Source organism: Paenibacillus castaneae (assembly GCF_002884445.1).
Lineage (GTDB): Bacteria > Bacillota > Bacilli > Paenibacillales > Paenibacillaceae > Pristimantibacillus > Pristimantibacillus castaneae.
Genome location: NZ_KZ614144.1, coordinates 3,947,662 through 3,971,508 on the forward strand (window position 1 = coordinate 3,947,662; position 23,847 = coordinate 3,971,508).

Annotated in this window: 22 protein-coding genes and 1 riboswitch; all 22 genes read right to left on the reverse strand. The window is 44.0% G+C overall.

The features are described 5' to 3' along the window. Nucleotides 1–154: 154 nt before the first annotated feature. The 22 genes from CEF13_RS18045 to CEF13_RS18150 all read right to left on the reverse strand — a co-directional run bounded on the left by CEF13_RS18045 (nt 155) and on the right by CEF13_RS18150 (nt 23,790). Nucleotides 155–1,129, reverse strand: a complete 975-nt coding sequence (locus CEF13_RS18045; RefSeq protein ID WP_102712634.1) for an ROK family protein — start codon at nt 1,127–1,129, stop codon at nt 155–157. Next, nucleotides 1,122–1,820 (reverse strand): N-acetylmannosamine-6-phosphate 2-epimerase, encoded by a 699-nt coding sequence (locus CEF13_RS18050; RefSeq protein ID WP_102712636.1) that lies wholly within the window; start codon nt 1,818–1,820, stop codon nt 1,122–1,124. Before CEF13_RS18050 ends, CEF13_RS18045 begins: the two co-directional genes overlap by 8 nt. Before the next feature lie 26 nt (nt 1,821–1,846). Continuing rightward, the gene (locus tag CEF13_RS18055; protein ID WP_102712638.1) at nt 1,847–2,764 is read right to left on the reverse strand and encodes a dihydrodipicolinate synthase family protein; all 918 of its coding nucleotides are present in this window, start codon (nt 2,762–2,764) and stop codon (nt 1,847–1,849) included. Nucleotides 2,765–2,812: 48 nt separating this feature from the next. Beyond that, complete coding sequence (locus tag CEF13_RS18060; RefSeq protein ID WP_102712640.1) at nt 2,813–3,871, reverse strand: sialidase family protein; 1,059 nt, start codon at nt 3,869–3,871, stop codon at nt 2,813–2,815. 12 nt (nt 3,872–3,883) lie between these two features. Next, entirely contained in the window at nt 3,884–5,482 is a 1,599-nt protein-coding gene (locus CEF13_RS18065; RefSeq protein WP_166742731.1) for a response regulator transcription factor, read from the reverse strand. A 17-nt stretch (nt 5,483–5,499) separates the two neighbouring features. Next, nucleotides 5,500–7,203 (reverse strand): sensor histidine kinase, encoded by a 1,704-nt coding sequence (locus CEF13_RS18070; protein WP_102712644.1) that lies wholly within the window; start codon nt 7,201–7,203, stop codon nt 5,500–5,502. Nucleotides 7,204–7,316: 113 nt separating this feature from the next. Next, a complete protein-coding gene (locus CEF13_RS18075) occupies nt 7,317–8,978 on the reverse strand; it encodes an extracellular solute-binding protein (protein ID WP_102712646.1) in 1,662 nt (553 codons plus the stop codon). An 18-nt stretch (nt 8,979–8,996) separates the two neighbouring features. After that, the gene (locus CEF13_RS18080) at nt 8,997–9,887 is read right to left on the reverse strand and encodes a carbohydrate ABC transporter permease (RefSeq protein WP_102712648.1); all 891 of its coding nucleotides are present in this window, start codon (nt 9,885–9,887) and stop codon (nt 8,997–8,999) included. A gap of 17 nt (nt 9,888–9,904) precedes the next feature. Then, complete coding sequence (locus tag CEF13_RS18085; protein WP_102712650.1) at nt 9,905–10,828, reverse strand: ABC transporter permease; 924 nt, start codon at nt 10,826–10,828, stop codon at nt 9,905–9,907. A gap of 325 nt (nt 10,829–11,153) precedes the next feature. Next, nucleotides 11,154–12,374 carry a tRNA uracil 4-sulfurtransferase ThiI gene (gene thiI / locus CEF13_RS18090; protein WP_102712652.1) on the reverse strand — a complete coding sequence of 407 codons (1,221 nt, stop codon included), beginning with the start codon at nt 12,372–12,374 and terminating at the stop codon, nt 11,154–11,156. A gap of 2 nt (nt 12,375–12,376) precedes the next feature. Then, on the reverse strand, nt 12,377–13,525 hold the full coding sequence (locus CEF13_RS18095; RefSeq protein WP_102712654.1) for a cysteine desulfurase family protein: 1,149 nt from the start codon (nt 13,523–13,525) through the stop codon (nt 12,377–12,379). Nucleotides 13,526–13,614: 89 nt separating this feature from the next. Continuing rightward, nucleotides 13,615–14,289, reverse strand: coding sequence for a lytic transglycosylase domain-containing protein (locus CEF13_RS18100; protein ID WP_102712656.1), 675 nt, complete (start codon nt 14,287–14,289; stop codon nt 13,615–13,617). Between the two features lie 254 nt (nt 14,290–14,543). Next, nucleotides 14,544–15,146 carry a nitroreductase family protein gene (locus CEF13_RS18105; protein WP_102712658.1) on the reverse strand — a complete coding sequence of 201 codons (603 nt, stop codon included), beginning with the start codon at nt 15,144–15,146 and terminating at the stop codon, nt 14,544–14,546. A gap of 175 nt (nt 15,147–15,321) precedes the next feature. After that, nucleotides 15,322–16,029: a YwaF family protein gene (locus CEF13_RS18110; RefSeq protein WP_146022732.1), complete on the reverse strand. Its 708-nt coding sequence runs from the start codon at nt 16,027–16,029 to the stop codon at nt 15,322–15,324. Nucleotides 16,030–16,088: 59 nt separating this feature from the next. Further along, nucleotides 16,089–16,781 carry a response regulator transcription factor gene (locus CEF13_RS18115; protein WP_102712662.1) on the reverse strand — a complete coding sequence of 231 codons (693 nt, stop codon included), beginning with the start codon at nt 16,779–16,781 and terminating at the stop codon, nt 16,089–16,091. Further along, complete coding sequence (locus CEF13_RS18120; protein WP_102712664.1) at nt 16,774–18,177, reverse strand: sensor histidine kinase; 1,404 nt, start codon at nt 18,175–18,177, stop codon at nt 16,774–16,776. The genes CEF13_RS18115 and CEF13_RS18120 overlap by 8 nt, the downstream gene beginning before the upstream one ends. 22 nt (nt 18,178–18,199) lie before the next feature. Then, a complete protein-coding gene (locus tag CEF13_RS18125; RefSeq protein WP_102712666.1) occupies nt 18,200–18,928 on the reverse strand; it encodes a DUF6081 family protein in 729 nt (242 codons plus the stop codon). Nucleotides 18,929–18,958: 30 nt separating this feature from the next. After that, nucleotides 18,959–19,870, reverse strand: a complete 912-nt coding sequence (locus tag CEF13_RS18130; RefSeq protein WP_102716433.1) for a prenyltransferase — start codon at nt 19,868–19,870, stop codon at nt 18,959–18,961. A 157-nt stretch (nt 19,871–20,027) separates the two neighbouring features. After that, entirely contained in the window at nt 20,028–20,174 is a 147-nt protein-coding gene (locus CEF13_RS18135; RefSeq protein ID WP_146022775.1) for a family 1 glycosylhydrolase, read from the reverse strand. Nucleotides 20,175–20,236: 62 nt separating this feature from the next. Next, nucleotides 20,237–20,899 (reverse strand): SGNH/GDSL hydrolase family protein, encoded by a 663-nt coding sequence (locus CEF13_RS18140; RefSeq protein WP_102716434.1) that lies wholly within the window; start codon nt 20,897–20,899, stop codon nt 20,237–20,239. Between the two features lie 131 nt (nt 20,900–21,030). Further along, nucleotides 21,031–22,782 carry a methyl-accepting chemotaxis protein gene (locus CEF13_RS18145; RefSeq protein WP_146022733.1) on the reverse strand — a complete coding sequence of 584 codons (1,752 nt, stop codon included), beginning with the start codon at nt 22,780–22,782 and terminating at the stop codon, nt 21,031–21,033. 82 nt (nt 22,783–22,864) lie between these two features. Then, a riboswitch (cyclic di-GMP riboswitch) is annotated at nt 22,865–22,945 on the reverse strand. A gap of 74 nt (nt 22,946–23,019) precedes the next feature. After that, nucleotides 23,020–23,790: a DUF1836 domain-containing protein gene (locus CEF13_RS18150; RefSeq protein WP_102712670.1), complete on the reverse strand. Its 771-nt coding sequence runs from the start codon at nt 23,788–23,790 to the stop codon at nt 23,020–23,022. Nucleotides 23,791–23,847 lie beyond the last annotated feature (57 nt).

Consider the following 23,847-nt stretch of genomic DNA (forward strand, 5'->3'; position numbering starts at 1 on the left):
TTCTGCTTTTAGTTTATTGATCATGTTTGTTCAAGCATACCCGTTTATACTCGTTGAAGCGCCCCAACCGTCTCCAGCCAGGCTCTCACAATTAAACCGTGCCCAGCAGGACTAGGATGTACGCAATCGGCTGCCCAATAAGCGCATGGCGCCTTCATTGAGAGGAAACGGAAGAATAAGTCCAGAGCTGCATAGCCGCGCCTATCATCGCGCTCTTATTTCCCATAAATGCTAATTCTATCTGAACAGATTCGTAGAATGACGGCATCGTCCGCTGTCTTACCGCGTTGCGCAGCGGAATTAACAATGCATCGCCGGCTTCCGCTACTCCTCCGCCGATTGTAATGACATCGGGGTTAAACATATGAATCGCTGAAGCAATGGCAGCTGCAAGAGCTGCAATGACTTCTTGCATCGTCTCTACAGCTAATGAATCACCAGCTAACCATCGGGTAATAACTTCCTTCGCATCGACTAGCTCTTCGCTATTCACACAGCTCAATTTCTCGTTCATAATAGCGGCAATGCTGTTGCCCGATGCATATTGCTCCAGACAACCTATACCGCCGCAAATGCACGATCTCCCCCGATAATCGACAGACATGTGGCCGATCTCACCAGCAGCACCCCATGCTCCGTGTACGATGTTGCCATTTATCATCAAAGCGCCGCCGACACCAGTTCCTAAAGCAATGCATAGTAGATTAGCTGCACCTTGGCCCGAGCCAAATAAATATTCGGCTACAGCAAGCACATTGACATCATTGTCAACGGTGACCGGGACATGAAATAACTGCTCCATTTGAGTACGAAGATTCGTTCCCTTGTACCCCGGCATTAGATCAGATGCCCAGCGAATGCTTCCATCCGAGAAATGAACTTGGCCTGCTGTCCCAATGCCGATTCCTCTTACCTTTGGCTCAATACCTAAATGCTCCAGCTGCAGCATTAATTGTTCAACTGCCAAGGCTGCTTGCAAGATGGCCTTCTCTTGCTTCGCTAACGTGAGAACGCTCACATTGGCAACTATAGTTCCGTCATCCCGAATGAGACCGCAATTGATTTTGGTTCCGCCGATATCAATCCCAATACCGTAGCATGCGTTCGCATCATACTGAATGTTAGCCATCGCTGCTCATACGAATACCGGCTTTATTTACCTCTTCAACAAATCGCGCAGCTATTAATTGTGGACGTGTGATAGCACTGCCTACTACGACAGCGTAAGCACCATTCTCCAAAGCTTTACGTGCATCACTGAATTGCCATATTCGCCCTTCAGCTATAATTGGCGTATTCAACTCTTGACTTAATCGCTTAACGAGCTCGAAATCAGGCTCATCCTGCTGCGAACTATAAGGCGTATAGCCGGATAAAGTCGTTCCGATTAAATCGACCCCGATTTTCTCCGCTAGAACGCCTTCTTCAAAAGTAGAGACATCCGCCATAACCAGCACGCCCTGCTCATGCGCATATTCCGTTAGACGCGAGGCTTCTTCGATCCGATTCTCGCGATCCGTGACATCCATTGCAACGAAATCAGCTCCAGCAGCAATAATGGCCTTCACTTCATCCAGCGTCGGAGTAATGAAAACGCTGGATCCTTCAATATCTCTTTTTATGAGTCCGATAACGGGAACATCAACTGCACGTTTAATATTACGAATGTCATCTGCTCCATTCGTTCGAATAGCAATAGCACCCGCAGCTACAGTAGCGATCGCCATCTTCTGCATGGCATCCCCCCCGTGAAGAGGCTCATGGGACAAGGCCTGGCAGGATACGATCAAGCCTCTTTTTAATATGGGATTGCTTCTCATCTTTCAATCACCTCGATATCTTAGATCTAACTGTGGGATTGCTTAATATATTCAATAATCTTGTCGTTCAGTTGACTTACCTTAGGCAGCTCGTCTGTACGCAGTTGCGGCAGCGGCATTCTGGGCAGGCCTGTCTCAAATCCGCGCAAACGCAGCATTTCTTTGCAGGCACCATATAAGGAAGATGTACTTAGCAGCTCTGTAATAATATCATTTACGATAAATTGCCATTTCTGAGCTTCCTTCATATTACCCGCGTTAAAGCATTGGTCAATCTTGAGGAACAATTCAGGCATGATGCCATACGTACCGCCAATGCCCGCTTCCGCGCCCATTGTCCGTCCTGCCAGAAACTGCTCGTCTGGACCGTTGAATAAAATGAAATTTTCGCCGCCAATTTGTTTAAATTGCTGTAATTCATACGCGCTTTCTGTCGTAATTTTGACACCAATGACTTTATCCTGAGCTGCAAGCTTGCGAAGAAGCTGCTTCGAAAGATGGTAGCCGGTAGTCGCCGGAATATGGTAAGCAATAAACGGCAGATCTGTGCTGTCTATAATCGCTTGCCAATGGCGTTCTACAGTATTATCGTTTAATCGATAGTAAATGCAAGGAACTGCAGATATAGCATGAGCTCCAGTTTCTGCCGCATGACGAGCAAGTTCCACGCTATCCTGTGTCGATGGTGCGCCAATATGAGCAATAATCGTTATCTCATTGCCGACTTCCTCAACTACTGCTTCTAATACTTGCTTGCGCTCCTCAACGCTTTGGAGAGGACCTTCACCTGTACTGCCTGCCAAATATAGGCCTTGTACTCCTACCTCTGCATAATGGCGTGCCAGCTGTTTGATCACAGTTGAATTAATTATGCCATTCTCATCATAAACCGCATTCATTGCTGGAATAATCCCTTTGAAAGCATTCAAATCGTACTTTGTCATATATTCCATTCCCCCTTAAATGCTTTAATGAACAAATCGGCTTTTTGTTTATGAACTCGCCGGAAGAATCAAATCCTCTTCCCGAAGCGAATATCCGCGGATATGAGCATTCGGCGCATCATCTACAATATAGTTAACAATATAAATTTCGCCATCGCTGAATTGTACCCAGCCCGTATAACCCAAATCAGACACTGGACTGCGGTCGAAATCAAACGGGAATAGGCGGGACCATTGATCGTTTCTCTTTCCTGCGAGAGCGGATTCTACATCTGTCATGCATACAAACACGTTTTGTGTCCAATTGCCGAGCCAACCCTTCCCTGCTTGTGCGAGACGGTAAGTGATCAATACACGTCCACTTTGCAGCATACGAGCGACAGGTCGATGGCATGCTGGGATTGGTGCTTCGAATGGCCCTTCCCAGGTCATCCCTTGATCCCGGGAAATGGCTTTGTACGCACCGTAGCCAAGATCCGAGTTCTCACGGAGGTAAGTGACAAGCGTTCCATCCGGCAGCGGCAGGATGGAGCCTTCGCACAATTGGAGCCCTTCCTGGCTAGCGACAGTAATTGGTCCGCTCCAGCTTTGTCCTTCGTCATCGGAATACCATAATAGCTGTTCTAAAAAACCGTGCTCCAGGTTTTTTCTATGTACAGTTACAAGCCAACGCCCGTTTTCTAATTCCACTAACGTATCTGGAACGATTCCCTTGATAGGTGTCTCAATCGGCTCGCTCCATTGTTCGCCATCCGAGTCTCCGATATAGATTAAATTGGGCGAATTATGATGAGTTCCAGAGCCTACCGGCTCATATCGAGGGCTTTTGTTCACAATAATAACGAGGCGTCCATCATGCAGCCGCTTGATGCTTGGGCAATCGTCAAACTCAGCTGAATCAGGGAAACTTTCCGTTAAGCAGCGCTTCTCCCCCCATGTGCGTCCTCTATCTGTACTTTTCATATAAACAATACGCGTTCTCGAACGGTCTCCATGGGTTACACATTCCAAGAACACACAAATAAGATGCTCTTTGACTGTCATTTCAAGTGCGGGGAAAGCTTCATAGACTCGATCATCTCTGCTTACAATATATTTATTCAGCATATCGACACCTCTTCAATTTGGTTCAACTTCATTTCTTACCGCCATCCGATATTTGGTTGTGCTCATACCGGTATACTCTTTGAATCGCCTATAGAACCAATCCAGTTCTTGATATCCGACTTGCACTGCAATTTCATATATCCGTAGGTTTGTATGCTGAAGCAAATCTTTGGCTTTCTCCATACGAACCTTAAGCAGGTAGTCATTAAAGGTAATTCCCTCCACTGACTTAAACTGTTGTCCCAAGTAAGTTGCATTAACAAATAAAAATTCTGCTATGCTTTTTAAGCTAATATTCGATGTATATTGCGCTTGTACCCATTGTTTCACTTGGATGATCGTTTGAAGGGACTGAGAATGGCTGTTTTGTTTTAGCTGCTCCATCGTCTCCGAGCATTTTCGCACTGCAAATTCAAATAATTGAACAATCGTCTTCGCATTCGTAATTTCCTCATAGTCCTTATGATTAGGGAGGAATTGATCCACATTCGATCCCGAATATTGAAGGAGCAGCTCATAGCCTTGCACGCATAAGCTTAGCACCAGAGACTGAACAATTTCTTTCGGAGTTTCCATTTGAATCATCTGAGCGCACTGCCGTTCCAACAACGCCTTAAAGCCTTTCTCATTTCCTTGTTTGATTTCATTTAATATGGCAGCAACATCCTGCAGCATGAACAGCTCTTCGTTGGAAACTTGCTTCCTATAAGAGGAAGCTGGTATGACCGTATGCATCCCCATAAAATATTTCTTCTCTAAAGCGTGGCAAGCGGTTTGAAAAGAAACAGCCAGCCTGTCCCACTCTGTTACACAGACACCTATCCCGACGGTCACTTGAACCTTCGTATACCGTGTAATCTTATGTTGCAGCTCTTGCGCTTGATGGTAAATCTGAGCTTCTAAATCGTCATTCCATTCATTAAAAAGGACTGCTCCGTAGCGCTCGACCGTTTCTTCATAAACAAGCCCATGCCCTGCCAGTACTTCCTCCATCACATTTCGAACGGCAAAACGCTTTAGATCAATCTCGGATTTTGTCCGACTGGTATCATATTCCTCCATGAAGTCCATTTCTACCAAGAGGACACAAGCTTGCTGCTCTTCCATTTTCTTTCCCTTCTGTTCAAGAAAGGGCTCCAGCTCTTCTCGCTTCAAATAGCTATGCGACCATTTTCTCATCAAGTTATCCTGCAGTGCGGAAAGCCCGATTCGGAGCTGACGCTTGAGCTGATCGCGGCTATCCAGCTCGTTCTTGACCGTCTGCAAAACTTGCAGAACCTCAGTCTCGCTTACCGGCTTGAGAAAATAATCTTTAACGCCATATTGAAAGCATTTTTTCGCATACTCAAAATCATCGTAGCCGCTCATAATAATAATGGGCATATCAGATTTTTTGCGTACCTCTTGTATGAGTTCAATCCCATCCATAATCGGCATTTTAATATCCGTAATAAGCAAAGAGATATCCTTATATTCCGCAACCATTTCCATCGCTTGCTTGCCGTTGGCAGCATGACCGACAATAACAAAACCAATTTGCTTCCAATCCACAATATAGGACATCGTTTTTATGGCTCTAGGTTCGTCATCAACCAATAACACCTTGTACACATAGATGCTCCTTTTCATTAATCTCTCATAGATGTATAGGGGAGAATCATCGATACGGTTGTCTCCGTGTTAGTTGCAGCGCTGAACCTTATACCATAGTCCACTCCGTACATATACCGAAGCCGCTGATGAATATTCAAAAGCCCGATTCGTGAATTCTTTTGCAAAAATGTTTCACTTATTAACCAAGCTGATACTTCCGCTCGTCGCTCTTCTGTCATTCCAGGACCATCATTCGTCACATGAAGAGCATATCGATCATCATCAATAGGCTCACACCATATATAAATACGAATACGCTTATCTGTCTTTTCCACACCGTGGATGATTGCATTCTCTACTAAAGTTTGCAAGGATAGACGAGGCACCTCGCACTGCTGGTAGCGCTCTGATACATCGATCTCATAATGCAATCTATCCTCAAAGCGGAAAACTTGAATATCTAAATACGTGCGCACGATATCTAGTTCATCTCTCACAGAAATTTCGTTGCCGCCCTTTTGCAATACATTTCGGAAAGAGCTTGCCAGGAGCTGGACGATACGCGCCGTCTCCCGATCACCATTTTCCAGAGCGTTTCCGCATATTGCATTAAGTGTATTGAATAAATAATGAGGATTAATTTGCGTTTGTAGAGCGTAAAGCTCTGACTCCTTCGCTTTAATCTCAAGCTCTTTGCTGGCCAGCTTCGTTTCGATGACTTCAGTGATCAAATATTTCATCCGCGCTGTCATGTCATTAAATACTCTGCCAAGCTGAGCTAACTCATCATTGCCCTTTAATTCCACAGATTGATTCAAGTTGTTCATGTCGAAACTGCGCATCCTCTTCGTTAAAAGATAGAAACGTTTCGTTATTCCTGACGAGAAGCCATAGATGACCAAAGCTGAAAGCAAAAGCACAGTGAAAAATAATCCGATCGTTTGCAAGCGTATTTTATTCAATTTCCTAGTTAATTCGTCTAATGGTGAGAATGAATAAAGCGTCAAGCCGCTTACACTCTTCCGGTCCGTTAATGAGGCAGAAGTAAGCAAATAATGTTCATTGTTGCCTACGATAGAGGAGCTAGGACTTGAGCCGGCATCAACCGCTTTTAACATTCCCTTCATCTCTGCGCCATAGGAGCTAATACTGCTTCCTCGGCGATTTGGTTCGAAAGTATCTAACAAAACATCTTGATTAGGAAGCGTAATAATATAGCGATGTCCTTCATCCCGTTCAGAAATCAGGTTCAATAGCAATCGTTCATCCAAATCGAAAGTAATAATGGTTTCTGCATTTGTTTTTCGCTCAAAAAAACGGTAAGTTAACCTAAAATAGCGTATATGGGAGAGATTGCTCTCCCCCACTGTCCATGTCTTGCTTAGTTTATTGGTTCCTTTGACGCTTTCTTTATACCACTTCTCCTGTTTAACAGCCTCATCAATAGGCCGTATATCAGCGAAGGGATATTCAGATAAGCTGGTGTAAACCGTGATTTTAGATATATCTCTGGCAGATACGATCCAATCAATATACGGACGAAACTCATCCAAATACCAATCATACGCTTCAAAGAAAGAATCGTTGTTTACCGGCAGCCTTTGAATAAAGCTGCTGCTCGAAAATGCGGTATCCGCTGTCATTTCGTAAGAAGAAAGCATATTATTTACATTTTGCAGCAGTTGGACGGCCGCATAGCTATCTTCCTTCTCCATCGTTTCAATCGTATATTCCCGCAAAAATCTTTCTTGATGCGTCGCCAGTACTAGAAGTACAATCGTAAATAAAATTAAATTAGCGATGAAAATTTTCGTTCTTATTTCCAGCTATGCCACCACCTATTGGCAGAGGTCTAGTTGAGTTCATTGAACTTAGCCGTATACTCTTGCCACATTTTTGTGTAAGCTTCTTCCAGTGTTTTGGAACCCTTTTTCTCTACAGCTTGTACAAAGCTCGTCCACGCTTGTTCGAAGTCTGCATCTGATTTCGACATAATGATACGCGGAACTTCTTTGTTGACGATCGGCTGAAGGTCATCAAATATGTATTGTATATCTTGTACATACTCAGGTCTAGGAACTTGCCACAAAAATGCAGGAATTAGTGCCGGTTCTGACAAGAAATCAGACCATAGCTCTTTGTTGTATTTGGATAGAACTTCTTTTGTTTTTGGATCTAATAGACTTTTAATCGATTCACGAGTGCTCGATGTTGCATAGTCACCATCATCCAATTTCGCGCCATCTCCATAAGAGAATACGACTACCGGACCGCCAAAGCCTTGATTGTAACCATAATCAGGATTTTCATTAGGACCATCGATTACTTCTTGCTTACGAACGCGTTTCCCATCAACAACATCATAGTGTGCGCCTTCAACGCCCCAGTTGATCAGCTTTTGGCCTTCATCTGTGAACAAATAGTCAATAAATTGGATGATTCGTTCTGGTTTCTTAGCCTTGTCCGTAATGGACCAATAGTTGCTGGAGCTTGGCAGCACCATAGCATTGGCTTTGTCTTCTACACCATCGTTAAGCAATACAGGGAACTTCGCATACAAACTGTCCGTTTTTCCAGTAGCAGTCAACGTTGATTCCGGGTTGCTCAACAGCCACTGTGGGAAATAACCACCCAGGACACGTCCTTGAGCAATTTTCGCGGAACCTGTTTCTTGATTCAAGCTGAATAATTCAGGATCAAGCATGCCTTCTTGGTGGAAACGATTCAAAAATTTAAGATATTCTTTCGTAAATTCAGAAGTATATGCTAATTTTACATTGTTGTTTTCGTCCATAAAATAGGCGCCATGATCGGGTTTGCCAGCAGCCGAAATCGCCGAGTTATTCGCGATCATTTGCAGGCCAAGTCCGGACCAAGGAATCGTTTTGCTTCCATCAACAGTCGGATGCTTCTCGTAGTAAGCTTTGATTACTTCGAACAATTGATCCAATGTTTTGATCTCGGGATATCCAGCTTCCTCTAATACCTTATATTGCACGGCAAAAGAAGCTTGAGTTCCAGCTGGCGATTCATTCGCTTGACGAATGCCATAGATGGAATAAATATGTCCATCCTCATCCTTTAACAGATCATAATATTTACCTAATTTTTTCTTTATATTTGGTCCATACTGATCAATTAAATCTTCGAGAGGTATAATATTTCCATTATTTTTAAAACGTTGCAAGTGATAGGGAGTCAGCATCAAAATATCTGTGTAGTCACCGGACGCCGCCCATATTTCGTACTTTTGATTCACATCGCCAATAACAGGAGTATAATTCATCGTAACGCCAGTCGCTTCTGTAAAAGCATCCCCGACCGGAGTACCTGTCCATTTGAACTTAGGATCAACGACGTTAATGGAATACGTTACAGGTTTCTTCGTATCTACTTCTGCGGTTGGCTCCTCGCTGGCGTTATTTGTTTTACTTTCTTTTTCTGATCCGCAAGCACTAATAATCGATACCATAATTAATGTAAGAATCATGAGCCAAGTTAATCTTTTTTTCACTTTAGAACACCCCTTATATTATTCTTTCATTGAACCTACAGTCATGCCTTTAATGAAATATTTCTGTAAAAAAGGATAAACCAATAAAATTGGCACTGTAGCGATAATGGTCATCGTTGCCCTTATGGATTGTGGCGTTGTCACTCTAAGAGCATCAGGGTCCACATATCCAGAAGCATCGGCTGTTACTTGCGCTGTTGATTGCGTCAATATTTTCATCAACTCATATTGTAATACATTTAAATTTTCTCTCGTATTAAACAAATAGTTATCAAACCACGAATTCCAATGGCCGACAGCAATGAAAAGTGTAATTGTAGCAATCACCGGCATACTTACAGGCAAGACGATCCTGAATAAAATTTGAAAATCATTCGCGCCATCGATTCGCGCTGATTCCATTAAGCCTTCCGGCAAGGAATCGAAATACGAGCGTACAATAATGACGTTGAACACGCCCACTAAACCAGGAATGATATAAACCCAGAAACTATTCGTAAGTCCAAGTGATTTAATAAGCAAATATCCTGGAATAAGACCGCCGTTCACATACATACTGATAACAAGTATCAGATTGACCGGTTTACGGAGCAGAAACTCCTTACGCGATAAGGTGTAAGCTAGCATCGACGTACAAATGACAGACAATGATGTGCCTACAACGGTCCTTAAAACCGACATGACCACCGCACTGTACAAGGCATCATTTTGAAATACGATCTTGTAATTGTTGATTGTAAAAATATTCGGCCATAATGTAATTTGACCCTTGATTGAATCTAAAGGATCATTAAACGAAATCGCTAACAAGTTCAGAAACGGATATAGCGTGACGGCGCCAAGCAGCACTAAAAACGTTGTGTTAAGTACTGTGAAGGCCATATCGCCAATATTTCTGTTTCTAGTCATGGCTCTCCCCCTCAGTCTTAGAATAAGCGTGCATGGCCGCCCTTTCTTACAAAGTAATTTGCTGTAAATACAAGAATTAAGCTAACGAAACTTTTAAAAATGCTTAATGCGACGCCTAAACCATATTGGCCTGCCCCGAGCGTCCTATTCAAAGCGTATAAGTCGAGTACTTCTGAATGATCCATATTTAACGGATTTCCTAGCAGCATCTGCATCTCATAGCCTGTGTTGATCAAAGATCCTAAGCTGAGCATAAACAGCATCAAAGCTGTCGGCAGTAGTCCTGGCAAAGAAATGTGAAGCATTTTTTGAAACCTGCCAGCACCATCGACATCTGCAGCCTCATAGGTTTCCTGGTTCAAGCCTGCTAATACTGCAAGATAGATAATCGTGCTCCAGCCAAGCTCTTTCCACAATCCAACCAAGGTGTTAATGATCCAGTATAAACTGCCCTCACCCATAAAGTAGATCGGCTTGTCTGTTATGCCGAGCCACAATAAAAATTGGTTTACAGCCCCTTCATCGGGTGACAAAAATGTCAGAACGATGTTTGCAATAACGACCATGGATACAAAGTGAGGAATGTAGGTAACCGTTTGAATCGTCCGTTTAAATAATCGAGTTCGCACTTCGTTTAACAATAAAGCTAAGCCGATTGCCCCTACGAAACCGGTAATCAAACTCATAATGCTCATTACAAGCGTATTACGCAAAGTAAGATAGAATCGTTCATCTTTAAACAACCTCGTAAAGTTATCAAAACCGATGAACTCACTTCCGAAAATCCCTCTGCCCGGGTAATATTTCTGGAAGGCAACAATCCATCCCCATAATGGACCATAGCTAAATAATACGAGTAAACAGACAAACGGGATCGACATGATAAGCAGCTGATATTGCTTTCCTAATGTCTTCCACCATTTTTTGGAGCCCACTGGCATCGTATTTCCCCCTCCTTTCAACTAGTAGTATGAAGCTTTTTAATGGTATTGAAAGAAGCCATAGCTCTTTCTCTTATTTTCCAATAGAATAGGATCGTCAACAACCTGTCTTCTTTTATAATGTGACATGAGTAAATTTAGTTTTTATATCAGCATTAATAGCTAGCCACTGCTTAATCACGCCGCGTCATGAAAGCGGTATGGTGTTTTGTCACAACTTATAAGAATACGAAACAGGCCGTTAACCGGTTAAGCATTACCGGTTGACGGCCTGTTTCGTTTGGTTTTCCATGTGTAATAAATAATCGAAGGTACGATATTCAAATTAGAACCAGCTGTCCTCACCTGCTGATTGCACAGCTGTTTGGAGCTCAGGCGTTAACAAGAGCTCCTCCGTGCCTTCAACAGCGGCGGCAATCAATTGATTATAGCTCGGGATAAGCGACTCAATCTTCTCTGTAATTCTTAAATTCGGATTCGTGCTTGGCGATTTCGGTAAAAATAAGGTGCAGCAGTCCTCGTAGGGCAATATGGATGTTTCATACGTTCCAATCCGTTCTGCGAGTCTAATAATTTCATGCTTGTCCATCATAATCAATGGCTTCAACTGCGGCAGCTGCGTTGCGCGTCCGATCACATTCATGCTTGGCAGCGTCTGACTTGCGACCTGGCCTAAGCTTTCACCTGTAACGATTCCATTCGCTCCATTGCGCAGAGCAAGCTGCTCCGTTATACGCAGCATGGCTCTTCTCATTAGAGTAATGATAAGGTTATCGCTCTTCGCTTGAACCAGCGTTGTTTGAATATCAGTGAAGGGCACAAGATGCAGCTTAATGGGTTCCCCGCTGAAATAGGACAACCGCTTCGTGAGCTCAATCACTTTGTCCTTTGCCTGCTCGCTAGTGAACGGGTAGCTGTGGAAGTGCACCGCTTCTACTTCCAGTCCTTTGCGCAGAGCCAGCCAGCCCGCTACGGGACTATCTATGCCGCCAGAGAGCAGCAGCATGGCTTTGCCGTTCGACGCGAAAGGAAACCCACCTGCGCCAGCAATGACCTCATGGTACACATATGTCGCTTCCTCTTGAATATCTACGCGCAGCTCGACATCGGGCTTGCTTACATTTACTTTCAAATCAGGCATTGCACGAAGCACATGCCCTCCCACCAAATGATTCATTTCCTGTGAGTTGTGTGGAAACTTCTTCCAGGCGCGCTTAGCACTTACTTTAAAAGTTGCGGGCTTCTCCGGCAGAGCCTGCATTAGCGTCAGCGCGGCTTCTCTTATTTTCTCAAGATCCAGCTCCGTGCTGCGGACAGGACTTAAAGAGACGATGCCGAATAAATCCTTTAATCGATCCGCAACAGGCTCGTACGGGTGCCCGTTCAACTTGACATACAAACGCCCAAAAGATTTGAAATAAGCAATATTCTCATAAGCGACCAAGGCTTGCTTCACCTGCTCAAGCATGCGCTTCTCAAATTTATTCCGGTTTCTTCCCTTTACCATTAAATCTCCATATCGGAGCACAATTTGATCATAAAGCAATGTTAAGTCAATCTCCTCTCAAGCGGCTTTAAATGCTCGACGACAAGGCGCAGCGCTGTACCTAAGGCGGCAATATCCCGCTCTGCATGCTCATCCCCGAAGCTGATCCGAATGCCTCCAGTTGCTTGCTCATGGCTTGCGCCAATTGCGAGCAGCACACGGCTAGGCTTATCGTCCTTTGACGAGCAAGCCGATTTCGTTGATGCCATTATACCATGCTGCTCCAGCATATGAATGATAACTTCCGGCTTCATACCGGGATATGAGAAGTGAACAATATGCGAAGAGGATGGCTCGCCTCCATTTCGCTTAAGCTCAGGAATATCATCAATTATGCTATTCAGCTGCGATTTCAACGATGCATGCTTCTGATTGCGCTGCGTTTGCGATTCTAACGACATACGAAGCGCTTTAGCGGAGGCTACAATACCGGGCACATTCTGGGTGCCGGCCCGCTGCTTGCCTTCCTGAGTGCCGCCAGTGAAGAGCGGATAAAGCGTTATGCCGCTGCGGAGATACAGGAAACCAACGCCCTTCGGGCCTCTCAGCTTATGCGCAGAGCCGCTCAGCAAATCAATGCCCCATTGTTCAATGGCAATCGGCAGCTTGCCTATGCTCTGCACGGCATCAACGTGGAAAAGGATTTTGGGATACTGCTTTAACCGCATTCCGATCTCCTCAATGGGCTGAATCGTGCCCAGCTCATTGTTCACATGCATAATGCTTACCAATATCGTCTCATCCGTTATCGCTTCTATAACATGCTCCGGTCGTACATGTCCCGAGCGGTCGACAGGCAAGTAGGTTACACGAAAGCCTTCCTGCTCCAGCTGCTTGAATGATTCATATACCGAAGCATGCTCGATTTGCGTCGTTATGAGATGCTTCCCTCTGCCCTGATACTGCCTTGCTACGCCTTTTATTGCTAAATTATTGGATTCCGTTCCACCTGAAGTAAAGATCCACTCGCCTTTAGTCGTTTGCAGCTGCTGAGCCACGAGCGCGCGAGATCGTTCTATTAATTTATCCGCATCCGCGCCCAATCGATGAAGCGATGAAGGATTGGCATATTGCGACCTCATCACCTCCATCATCGTCTGCACGACTTCATCATAAGGCGGTGTAGATGCGCAATGGTCAAAATAAAGCATAAAGCATATTCCCCTTTCCATAAAAAGAAAAAGATCAACGATTGCATTCCGCTGTCAAGCAGAACGCCTAATCGTGATCTTATTGCTACTTAAAATGACTTGGCTTGAAGCACTTTAGCAACATACCGCTGCGTTTCCTCAGGCAGCGCTTCAAGATTTCCGATCAGCTGTTCATTCGTCTTGATGCCCGCTCGGTCGACACGTCCCGGTCCAGCATTGTAGGCTGCCAAAGCAACCTGCTCATTGCCTTTATATTTTTGAAGCAGCATGGATAAATATTTGGTTCCTCCGTCAATATTTTGCGCAGGATCAAAGGAGTTGGTCACACCCAGTCCTCTAGCCGTACCGTCCATCAATTGCATAAGGCCCTTCGCACCTGCTCCTGATTCAGCATTTGCTTGAAATCCGGATTCTGTTTGAATGACGGCTTGAATCAAGGAGGCGTCAACGCCATATTTGGCGGAAGCTTGCTGAATAAGGGAATCGTATTCGCTAGTAGCCCCAGCAGACGAATCCGCTTTATCATAAGAAATATTCATCACGCTATTCAAAGCGGATAACTGAGCCAATGCATCAGCAGGCATAATTGGCATAGCTTCTCCATTCAAGGAACTATCAGACATATATTGAGATAATAACGTATCAAATAAGGAAGCAGAACTATCGCCAGTTGCAGCATTTAAAGGGTTTGATGATTGAAGATCGAGCTTAGGTGTAAGCTGCATCTGTAATAGTGTCTTAATAATTCTAGGATCAATACTCATTTTGTCCTCCCAGCTGTTAACAATCGAATTAGACTTCTCTATAAAGTATATCGGTATTATTGTACATTTTTTTAGAGCAAACAGCTAGCAGTTGCCTCACTTTGCGATACCGTTCATCCTTTGAAAGCTTCAAACATTCATTATAGAGCTAACATTGCCGTTTAACCAGTAAATTGTGTTTGATTTATCCATTAAACGAAAAAAAGCGGATCGGCCAATATCTGGCTCGATCCGCTGCTTATTTGCTGGTTCGATTATTTAAATACTTTCACACGCTCATCAATAGGTTGGAATTGCTTTTCGCCAGGCTGTGCTGTTGGTTTGCCGAAAGGCATTTGAGCGACCAACTGCCAGGAATCAGGAAGCGACCATGTCGACTTTACTTCTTCATCAATTAGTGGATTGTAATGCTGAAGTGAAGCACCGAAGCCTTCATTCTCAAGCGCTGTCCATACGACAAATTGATGCATCCCTGAGGATTGCTGTGACCAGATCGGGAAATTTTGCGCATAGCTTGGGAACTTTTCCATTAGGCCGTCAATCACGTTTTTATCTTCGAAAAACAGCACAGTACCGTAGCCGTTTTTGAATGCGCCCATTTTTTGCTCCGTTGGTTCAAATTGATCTGCTGGGACGATCGCACGAAGCGTATTCGTCGTAATATCCCAGAGCTTATCGTGGTTTTCACCTAATAATACGACTACTCTAGCGCTTTGGGAGTTAAAGGATGATGGCGTGTGCTTAACTGCTTCCTGCACCAATTCAACGATTTTGTCATCAGAAATGACCGTTTCCTTACTAATGCCATAATAAGAGCGTCTTTTCTTTACTGCATCAAAAAATGCTTGTGATGTCATTGTTTCTCCTGCCTCTCATGTTGTGTTGTGGCGTAATTTGGATAACGGCGCTATTGCATGCTTCCATTATCAATTACATACGTGTTGTAATTTGATCACTTTTCGTAAGTAACTTTAATATAAGTAAAGTTGATTGTCAAGCTGAACAGGTTCATTATTCCCCGCCCTCATATATTTATGTTCTTTTCGAGCGATACAAGCGGTCAACCAGCTTAGTGAAACCAAATAACAGCATGCAAATAAAAATTACAATGAACTCAAGCTGCAGCAAATACCACGGCCATGGTGCTAGTAAATCAAGCAAGGAAGCTGTTTCGGGCTTGCCTGCAAGAAACATAAAATTAGTTGTACCTGTAACGAGGTTCGTCACGGCAGCCGGAATGGCAAGTAAATGCAGCCAAATCCAAGCCACCAGAACGGAACGAAAGGTTGGACGAAAGCGCTCGACCACAGTAATAAATAATGCAGCTCCAATTATGCAAATATGGGCGATAAAAAAGTTAAAATAACGGAATTGAGGAAAGGTTTCATCTAAATTAGGCGTTAACAGCGCTTGTAAAGCCCCCATGCTGCCTAAGAAAAAGAGAATACTGTACAGCCCTTTATGATTGGAAATAAGCATGACAACAGACAGCAGCAGCATAAGACTGCATAGCTGGAATGGCATCGAACCAATATCCCAATTATGCTCCAGCACGTATGAGAGCTGCAGCGATGCTTCGCAGCAGAACAAAATGATCGCGAGCCCGTACCTGAATGCCCGGTTTAGTTTCGGCTGTCTAAGAGGCCTCCGAAAAACAATGATGAGTGTAAACACAGCCAAAGCAGCCAGCAAGCCAGCAATATGGGCTGCAGAGTACATGACGAATCCCAACTTAGACACCTCCAATTCCTTCTATCGTTCATTTTGCTAACAAATGGCATAAAAAAATAGTACCAATTTCACATGGTACTATCTCCATCCTTCTTATTTAATAAACCCATTTCCTTCGCTTTGCTTGCTGCTTCACGCGAGCCCGGCAAATTCAGCTTCTTCAAAATATGGTTTACATGATTTTTGACTGTGCGGATCGAAACGACCAGCTTATCAGCTATTTGCGGCTGTGTATAGCCTTGATCGATCAGATCCAGCAGCTGAAGCTCCGAAGGTGTAATAAGATCGCCTAGCTTCTTCGCTTCGAATTCCCGCTCAAGCTGTTTCAATCTGCGGAATTCCTCTCTCATTCGTTCTGCTACCGCAGCGTTGATCGGAGACTGGCTTCGAAATGCAGACCTTATGGCATCAGGCAAAGCTTCAAATTCGGATTTAATTTGATAATCGATAGCTCCTGCTTGGAAGGATCGAAATATGAGTTCCTTCTCTTCCATGGATGTAAGCATTATAACGCGTGCCCCCGCTGAGGCTGCCTCTTCGGCTAGGAGAACACCGTCCGGCCGACCATCCAGCATGATGTCCATCAGTACTACATCAGCAGGCTCAGATTGCAGCTTATCTCCATTCAGCGCCTGTCTCACCATGTCCGCTTGGCTTGCCGTCCATACAACCTCAATATCACGTTCCTTATTTAAGTATGCAATGAGGCCGCGCAGCCAATCCGGGTCATCCTCTACAATCCATACTCGAATCCTATCCATGAACTTCACTCCCTCTAGGACTAATAGCGCTGGTTTTCTCTGCTTTCACGTTTCGTTTCGGAAACGTCATAAAGACAGAGGTGCCTCCTCCTAGTTTACTTCGCAATTGAAGCATCCCTTTATGCTTGCGCATGACATGATACACATACGGAAGGCCAAGGCCAAAATTCGTATCGCTTCCGCTTTTGGTCGTATAGAAGGGCTCCAGCACCTTCTTGGCCAGCCGCTTATCCATGCCTGGACCCGTGTCGCGAACCTCAATGACTAGCTCCCTCTTCGTTTCCGTGAAGCGTACATGCAGTTCTCCATTGCCCTTCATCGCTTCCAGCGCATTTGCTACGATATTACCGAGTGCCTCGCTAACCTGTGCGGAATCGATACGACAGATCCACCCCTCGCTTAACGAGGTATGAAGCTTAATATTTCCTAAGACCGGAATATATGGCTTGAGCGATTGCTCAATCAGCAGAGCAGGATTAGCAGCTTCAAGACGCAGCTCCAAATCCTCGGTACGCCGATGCACTCGCTGCAGCATATCCTGTAAATGACGTGAAGCCTGCAGCACCGTTTCTACATCAGCGAGCAGCTCCTGTTGATCGGATTCAATAGCATAGGCTTTCATTTTTTCCGAAAATAAACGAATTTTCCCTGCATCATTCTTAATCGCATGATTCAGAATAGCTGTACCTGATGTGACCGCCTTCAAGGTAGAGTCGAATCGGCGCCGATCTACCATTACGCGTACGCCCATAAAGCCGTAAGTAAACAATCCTACAAAAAATATGACAACACCAAAGCTGACAATCCATGTATTATATATCCACATTCGCAGCATACCAAAGCTTGGCAGCACATAGTTCATGATCATACAGAATAGGACAGGCGGCAATACAGCCGAACAAACGATCCAATGCGTGCGGGAAAAAGCGGCGTGCATTTGCTGCTTAAGCAGAACCTGTACCGTTCCATATAGGATATATGGAGCAGCCCACCAGACAACTACTTTAAACGTAATGGGATACACTTCTGTGTAATAGGGTGTAAACATGAGGCAGCCCAAAATAGGAATAAACAGCAAAAAAGGCATTATATGCTGAAGCTGCCTCGGCATGCGGACAGGGCGATAAGCTAAAGCAAACATGAGGAAAGCATAGGGCAGCCCATAATAGGAAAGAAGCGAGGAAGCGGCCTGCAGCCGATAAAGAAGCTGCTGCGCCACCTCGTTCATGCCCGCATTTGCCGCAGCCGGCAGCCACTGCATATCCAGAACAGCAGCGAGAGCTCCCGCTCCGCCGCTAAACGCGACAGCTCCCAGCCACCGATTTATAGCTGTTCGTCGATCCGAAAGCCATACTATAGCCGCTATAGACCACAAAGCGATAAGAACGAACAACATACGACAAACTCCTTTACGACAATTACTCTTTTATTTCGATTTTAACCGGCGACCATTCGCCAATCACAACCTGTCCGTGAAGAGATGTACTCCCCTCAGGGCCCAAATCCTTCTCCGTCATGATGCCAAGCGCAACTGTGAACTGATTGAATTTGACCGGCGCATTGCATTCTCTGCGTACCTCGCGTCCGTTCACATAAAATACGATCTCATCGGATGCACGGTTATACGTGATTTTATACGTATTAAATTCTCTTGCCTCGAAATCTGTGTCTTCTTTAAATACGCAGAAATAGCGTGTTTTGTCTGTTTCGGGAACTTGTACGCCTGGAAATGGAAGAACGGCATATACACTCGCATATTTGTCATTGCCAGCAAAAAAATCAAGAGCTCCGCCCGTTGTGAAATCCAATAAGTTCAATGAGACGTAGCCATCATACAAATCATTTGGTTCCGTATTTTGCGAGCGAGCTCTAATTTGCAATTCAAAGCTGATTTCCCCAGCCTCTGGAACCTGCACCGGTTCGGCTGAATAATACATATGCTTAGCGTTATCCAATATTTGAATCTGATCGTTAGAGCGGCTTAATGGCGCTCGAACATATAGTATTCCATTGCGTACAATAACGACCGCATTCGGCTCGCGATACTCCCAATAGGAACCGTCCGGCAGCGGAAAACCGCCGATCTTCCAAACCTCGCCCTCGTTAAGAATCGTATGAAAATCGCCTAATGTCCATTGGTTTGCCATTGTCTGTTACCTCTTTCTAAGTTGAATGTATTAGATTATGCCTTGAAGGAATAAGCAAAGAATTAATATAATGCCGCAGCGTATGGTTGCTTTAAGTGATGCTCCCATAAGCGGCAAGTAAGCAGGCGACTCGTTATGCGCGTTAAGCCTTCCGTATACGGAATATAAAGGGATTGCAGTCGGCAGCGCGAGCAATGCATAAATGGGCAGCGCAGCAGTCAGTACACAAAGCACAAGCGTTAAATAAGCTAAAGCGAGCAGTAATCTTGAAAACACTAATGCACGACGCTCTCCCCAGACAACAACCAATGTCCGTTTGCCTGCCTGACGATCAGCCTGCCAATGAAGAAAATGATGGTTAAACAATATAAGTGTCGTCAATAACCCAATGGGGAGCGATAATAAGATGGCGCGATAATCAATTATAGAGGTCTGAACGAAATAGGCGCCTACAACTGGAAAAACGCCGAAAGATAGTAATATGGCAACCTCACTGTAGCCCTTGCCCCGATAGCCGAATTGAATAGGCGGAGCAACATAAAAATAAGCAATTAATGCGCCTAGAATACCAATTACAAGTACGAGCCAGCCGCTATAAATACTAAGAATAACACCGCATATCGCAGCTATTGCAAATAGGCCCCACGTCACAGCGGCAAATGTTCGCAAGCTCCATGTACCCTTAGTCAAATAGCCGGAATTGGTTGAAATGGCTCCTTCAGTAGCCTGAGCCGCAGCATCCGTACCGTTATAATAATCCCATAAATCATTAATCATATTGGAAAATAAATGAGCTGTGCCTGCTCCAATCAGCGTAAGGATAAACAGCAGCGGGTGGAATGTTCCATTCCAGACGTATGCGCCTAAGCCGCCAAGCGCTACCGGAATAAGCATAACCGGAAGAACTTGAATCCTCGAAGCTTTCATAAATTGTTTAAACATAACTGTGCCACTGCCTCTCTGTTGTCGATAGTTCAATTGAACCACTTCTGCTTGCTTTCCGTCAACAGATGGTTGAAAGCCTCCTTATAAATAAAACAAACATCTTCCCCGATAAGAGGAGGATGCTTGTTCGTTTATAACTGCTTCAACTAAATTTCTAAATCATTGCTCTGAGCAAGCTGCTAGTACCAATAATAGCTCTCTTTTGGCGTTCTTTCGCATTAATATCCCCTCTGCCCTGCTGGATAATACGAGGCCAAGCGGTGGAGAAGCGATAAACGGATACTCCAAGCTCTTTAAGCAGCTGTTACCGTTCCCCATTTGAAATCCTCTGGAAATTTTACAGTAGTCATTCTCCATTGCCTCCTATTTGTCGTCTCTATCCCATTCGAAGCCAACGGACTTTAGAAAAGCTTTAGCTAGCACCATATGCCCAGCCGCGGTTGGATGAACGCGATCCCATGCAAGCGTCGCCGCATACAGCTCTTTGAGCACAGTATTAAAGGCTGCTTGTGTATCAATAAATAAGCAGTCATTCTTATTAGCCGTTTTCTTCACTATTGCGCCGTATTCATCCATTGCAGCACGCATGGCATCCTGAGCGTTGCTCTCGATATAGAAAGGAGTCATCAGTACTAATCCCTTTACGAGAGGCCTCGTCTGAGCTACTAACGATTGGAGCGTCTGCTCGTATTCATCCTTATATACATGCCCTTCAGGAATGAAAGGCGTATCAAATTGACGCCATACATCATTTGTACCGATCATAACAACGAGCCAGTCCGGCTTGCGATCAATGACATCCTCATTCCATCGCTGTTTCAAATCACGCACGGTATGTCCGCTGCAGCCCATATTGATAACACGAATGCCAAGCTCAGGATATACAGCTTGCAGAAGCGCATCGACATAGCCGACATACCCTTTCCCAAGCGCTCCAAATAATCCTTCACCCGCCGGACGGTGACGATCGCAATCCGTAATGGAATCCCCAATAAATAATAGCTTCTGTCCTTTTTCCAATTTCATCATGAACATCCTCCAAATAATAATATGAAATATTACCCATTTATAGTGAGCATATCATACTTCCAGCATCTGTTATATAAATAAAAAACCGTTCAGCCCATAGGCTGAACGGTTTAATAGGGTCTAGACAGTTACACCTTGAATACGGATGCGCGTTCCTTCAAATCTTGGGAGGAATTCGTCAGCTGCTGAGACAGCGTGCGCAAATCGTCTGAAATATCGTTTTGCTTTACGGACAGCTCGCTCATATGATCCATTTTCCCGTTAACATCAGAAGACGTATGCAGCAGCTTATCCACGGCAGATACGATATGAGTCATTCCTGTTGTAATTTCACTAATAGCTGTTGAAATTTCGTTTATTTGATCAGCAAGCACTCCGCTTTGCGATTCCAGTGTCTGGAACGTTTCACTCGCGGTCTCAGAAGCCTGTCTTGTTGAATTGATTACATTCGCGAAGCTTCCAATTGTCCGGCTGCTTGCCGCGACATCAGCCTGAATAAGCGATAATTCCTTCGTAATTTGCTTGGAAATACTATCAGTCTGACTCGACAGCTTGCGAATCTCTTCAGCTACGACAGCGAATCCTCTGCCATGCTCGCCTGCTCTTGCCGATTCAATCGAAGCATTAAGAGACAAGAGATTAGTTTGCGTATTAAGATCCTGAATGCCTGATAAAAATTTAGATACATTCCCATAACGATTATTCATCGCTTCGAATGCTTCTGTAAGCTTAGCGAATTGCTCCACTGTTTCATTAACCATAACCACAACGCCAGCCATTTGCTGTGAACCATTCTGTGAAGAATTTCTCATTTGCAGCATATCATTATTAATATATTCACTTGAGGCCGCAATCTCTTGCGCGCTTGCTGAAATTTCTTCGGTTACCGCAGAAATCGAAGAAGCATCGTCATACTGAGAAAGCAAAACCTGTCTGCCAAGATCAACCTGCCCCTTCACATTCTCAGAAGCTTGACGATTACTTACAATCTTCGTATCCATATCCTTCGATACATTCAGAACCGTTTCACTTACGTCTAAGGTGGATTTTATTGTATTACGCAGATGATTTCCCATTTCAGCCAACGATTGGTCAATTTGACCAAATTCATCAGAACGAACGAGCTTCTCTTGTCCTGTGAAATCATTGTTGCCATAAGCTTGTATCCGCTTGGAAATGCCGATCAGCCCCGTCTTGATCGACTGAGAAATACCAAAAATCATCAGCGCCGGAAGAACTGCCAATAATATGGCATTGATGAGAATGATCGTATTCGCAGTCCTCATGCTTCTATTCAAATTATCTTGTGTTGTACTGGAGTCAATTGTAAAGCGTTCATTCATAACATCATTTGAATAGCTCAGAACGACCGTATAAATTGTAATCAAACTACTGATTTTATACGATTTTTCAATAGGTGTCAGGTTCATTACGTCCAAATCTATAGTTTTCAGTTGATCGTAAGCGTACCGAATAACATTAATCTGATTCGTATAGGGCTTTTGTTCTTCCTTAACCGGATACTTTATATCCAACTGCATTAAATCTTTCTCAAGTTCATCAACACTCGAAGGCAGATTCTTAAGATTAGCCAAAATGGCATCCGCTTCTACATTTCCATTTTCAATCGCATCGACCATACGGAGCATCGCATTCAAGAGATCGTTCGAAATACCTTGATACTTTCGCTCAATCCGGCTCATTTCTTCCGAATCCTTGACAGCGGTTGCTACCGATGCATTCTGGAAATAAATCAACACACCCGAACCTACATTAAAAAATGTAATAACAGCTGTAATCAGTAACAATCTCGACGTTATTTTCTTCATGCTTAGCCTTTTTGACTTCTTAACTAATATTTCTCTAAAAGCCTTAATCACACTTGCTCTCTCCTCTGTCTCCTGAAAAAGAAAAAAGCTACCCAGCCAAGGAGGCGGATAGCTTAGATAGCTTTCATATCCTTCCGGCGGTCTGGCAGCCATAGTAAACTTTAGGCCCATAACTTTGCGTCCTTATCTTTCGATAAGTTTGCCTTTTTCAGTTCATATTATGATTTTTTGACAACATAAACCAGTATAGGCGTTATTACACAAATTGTACATACCTAAAGCACTATTTTATTCAAGATTCAGAAACAAGGTTGCATTGCAATAGCGTCTCGACAAAGAATGGAAATAGGACGTTTGTATCGAAATGACGGCTACAAGTAATATATTGCGCACGGCTTCCTGTTGATTACCCGAAAGATTAGGCAATCTGCTGGCAAATTGATTAGCCGCAGCTCGAATGACATTTTCCGTCACGGAATTCTGATGCGGGCTTTCCTTTAAAGGACTTGAAATATCAAGCAGCTGATCATTATTAGCATCAAGCTCTTCAAACATACTCGTATAGGTTGCATATAATTCAATTGGACCGACTAAATCGACTGATTTATTATCAGGTTTTTTAAATATAAGATCAAATAACTTGCGAATGGATTCAAAATCGAGATTTGACTTTAAATCATCAATAATGAACAATAAAGCCGCTTGATTAAGTGAATATTTTTTACCAGCTCTCGAACAATTGAAATAAGGCTTAAAATCACGCTTCACCCAATTTTGCATGGAGGTGATCGACAGATTTGAATGCTCAATTAAATGACCGAGCGCAGCTATCTCTTGCAATGAAAAGCCTTTTAACTCATTTCCTTTAATTAGCTTCTCAATAATAGGAGGCAGCATAGTGGATAGAAACGCGGGTAAACCGGTTCCCTTCGCCATATCATATTGATGAGTTCTGATCCATGCTGTTTGCAGCACCTGAAGCGGCTTCTGATTGTACTTTCCGTCCAGAGCAAGCAGTAAGCAAGCCATATCATTTCGAGTAAGCGTAAAGGATTCCATATCCTTTCCTCCTCGTGTTTCGTCATACATGGTTGTCGAACTTTAATTACAAGTTCA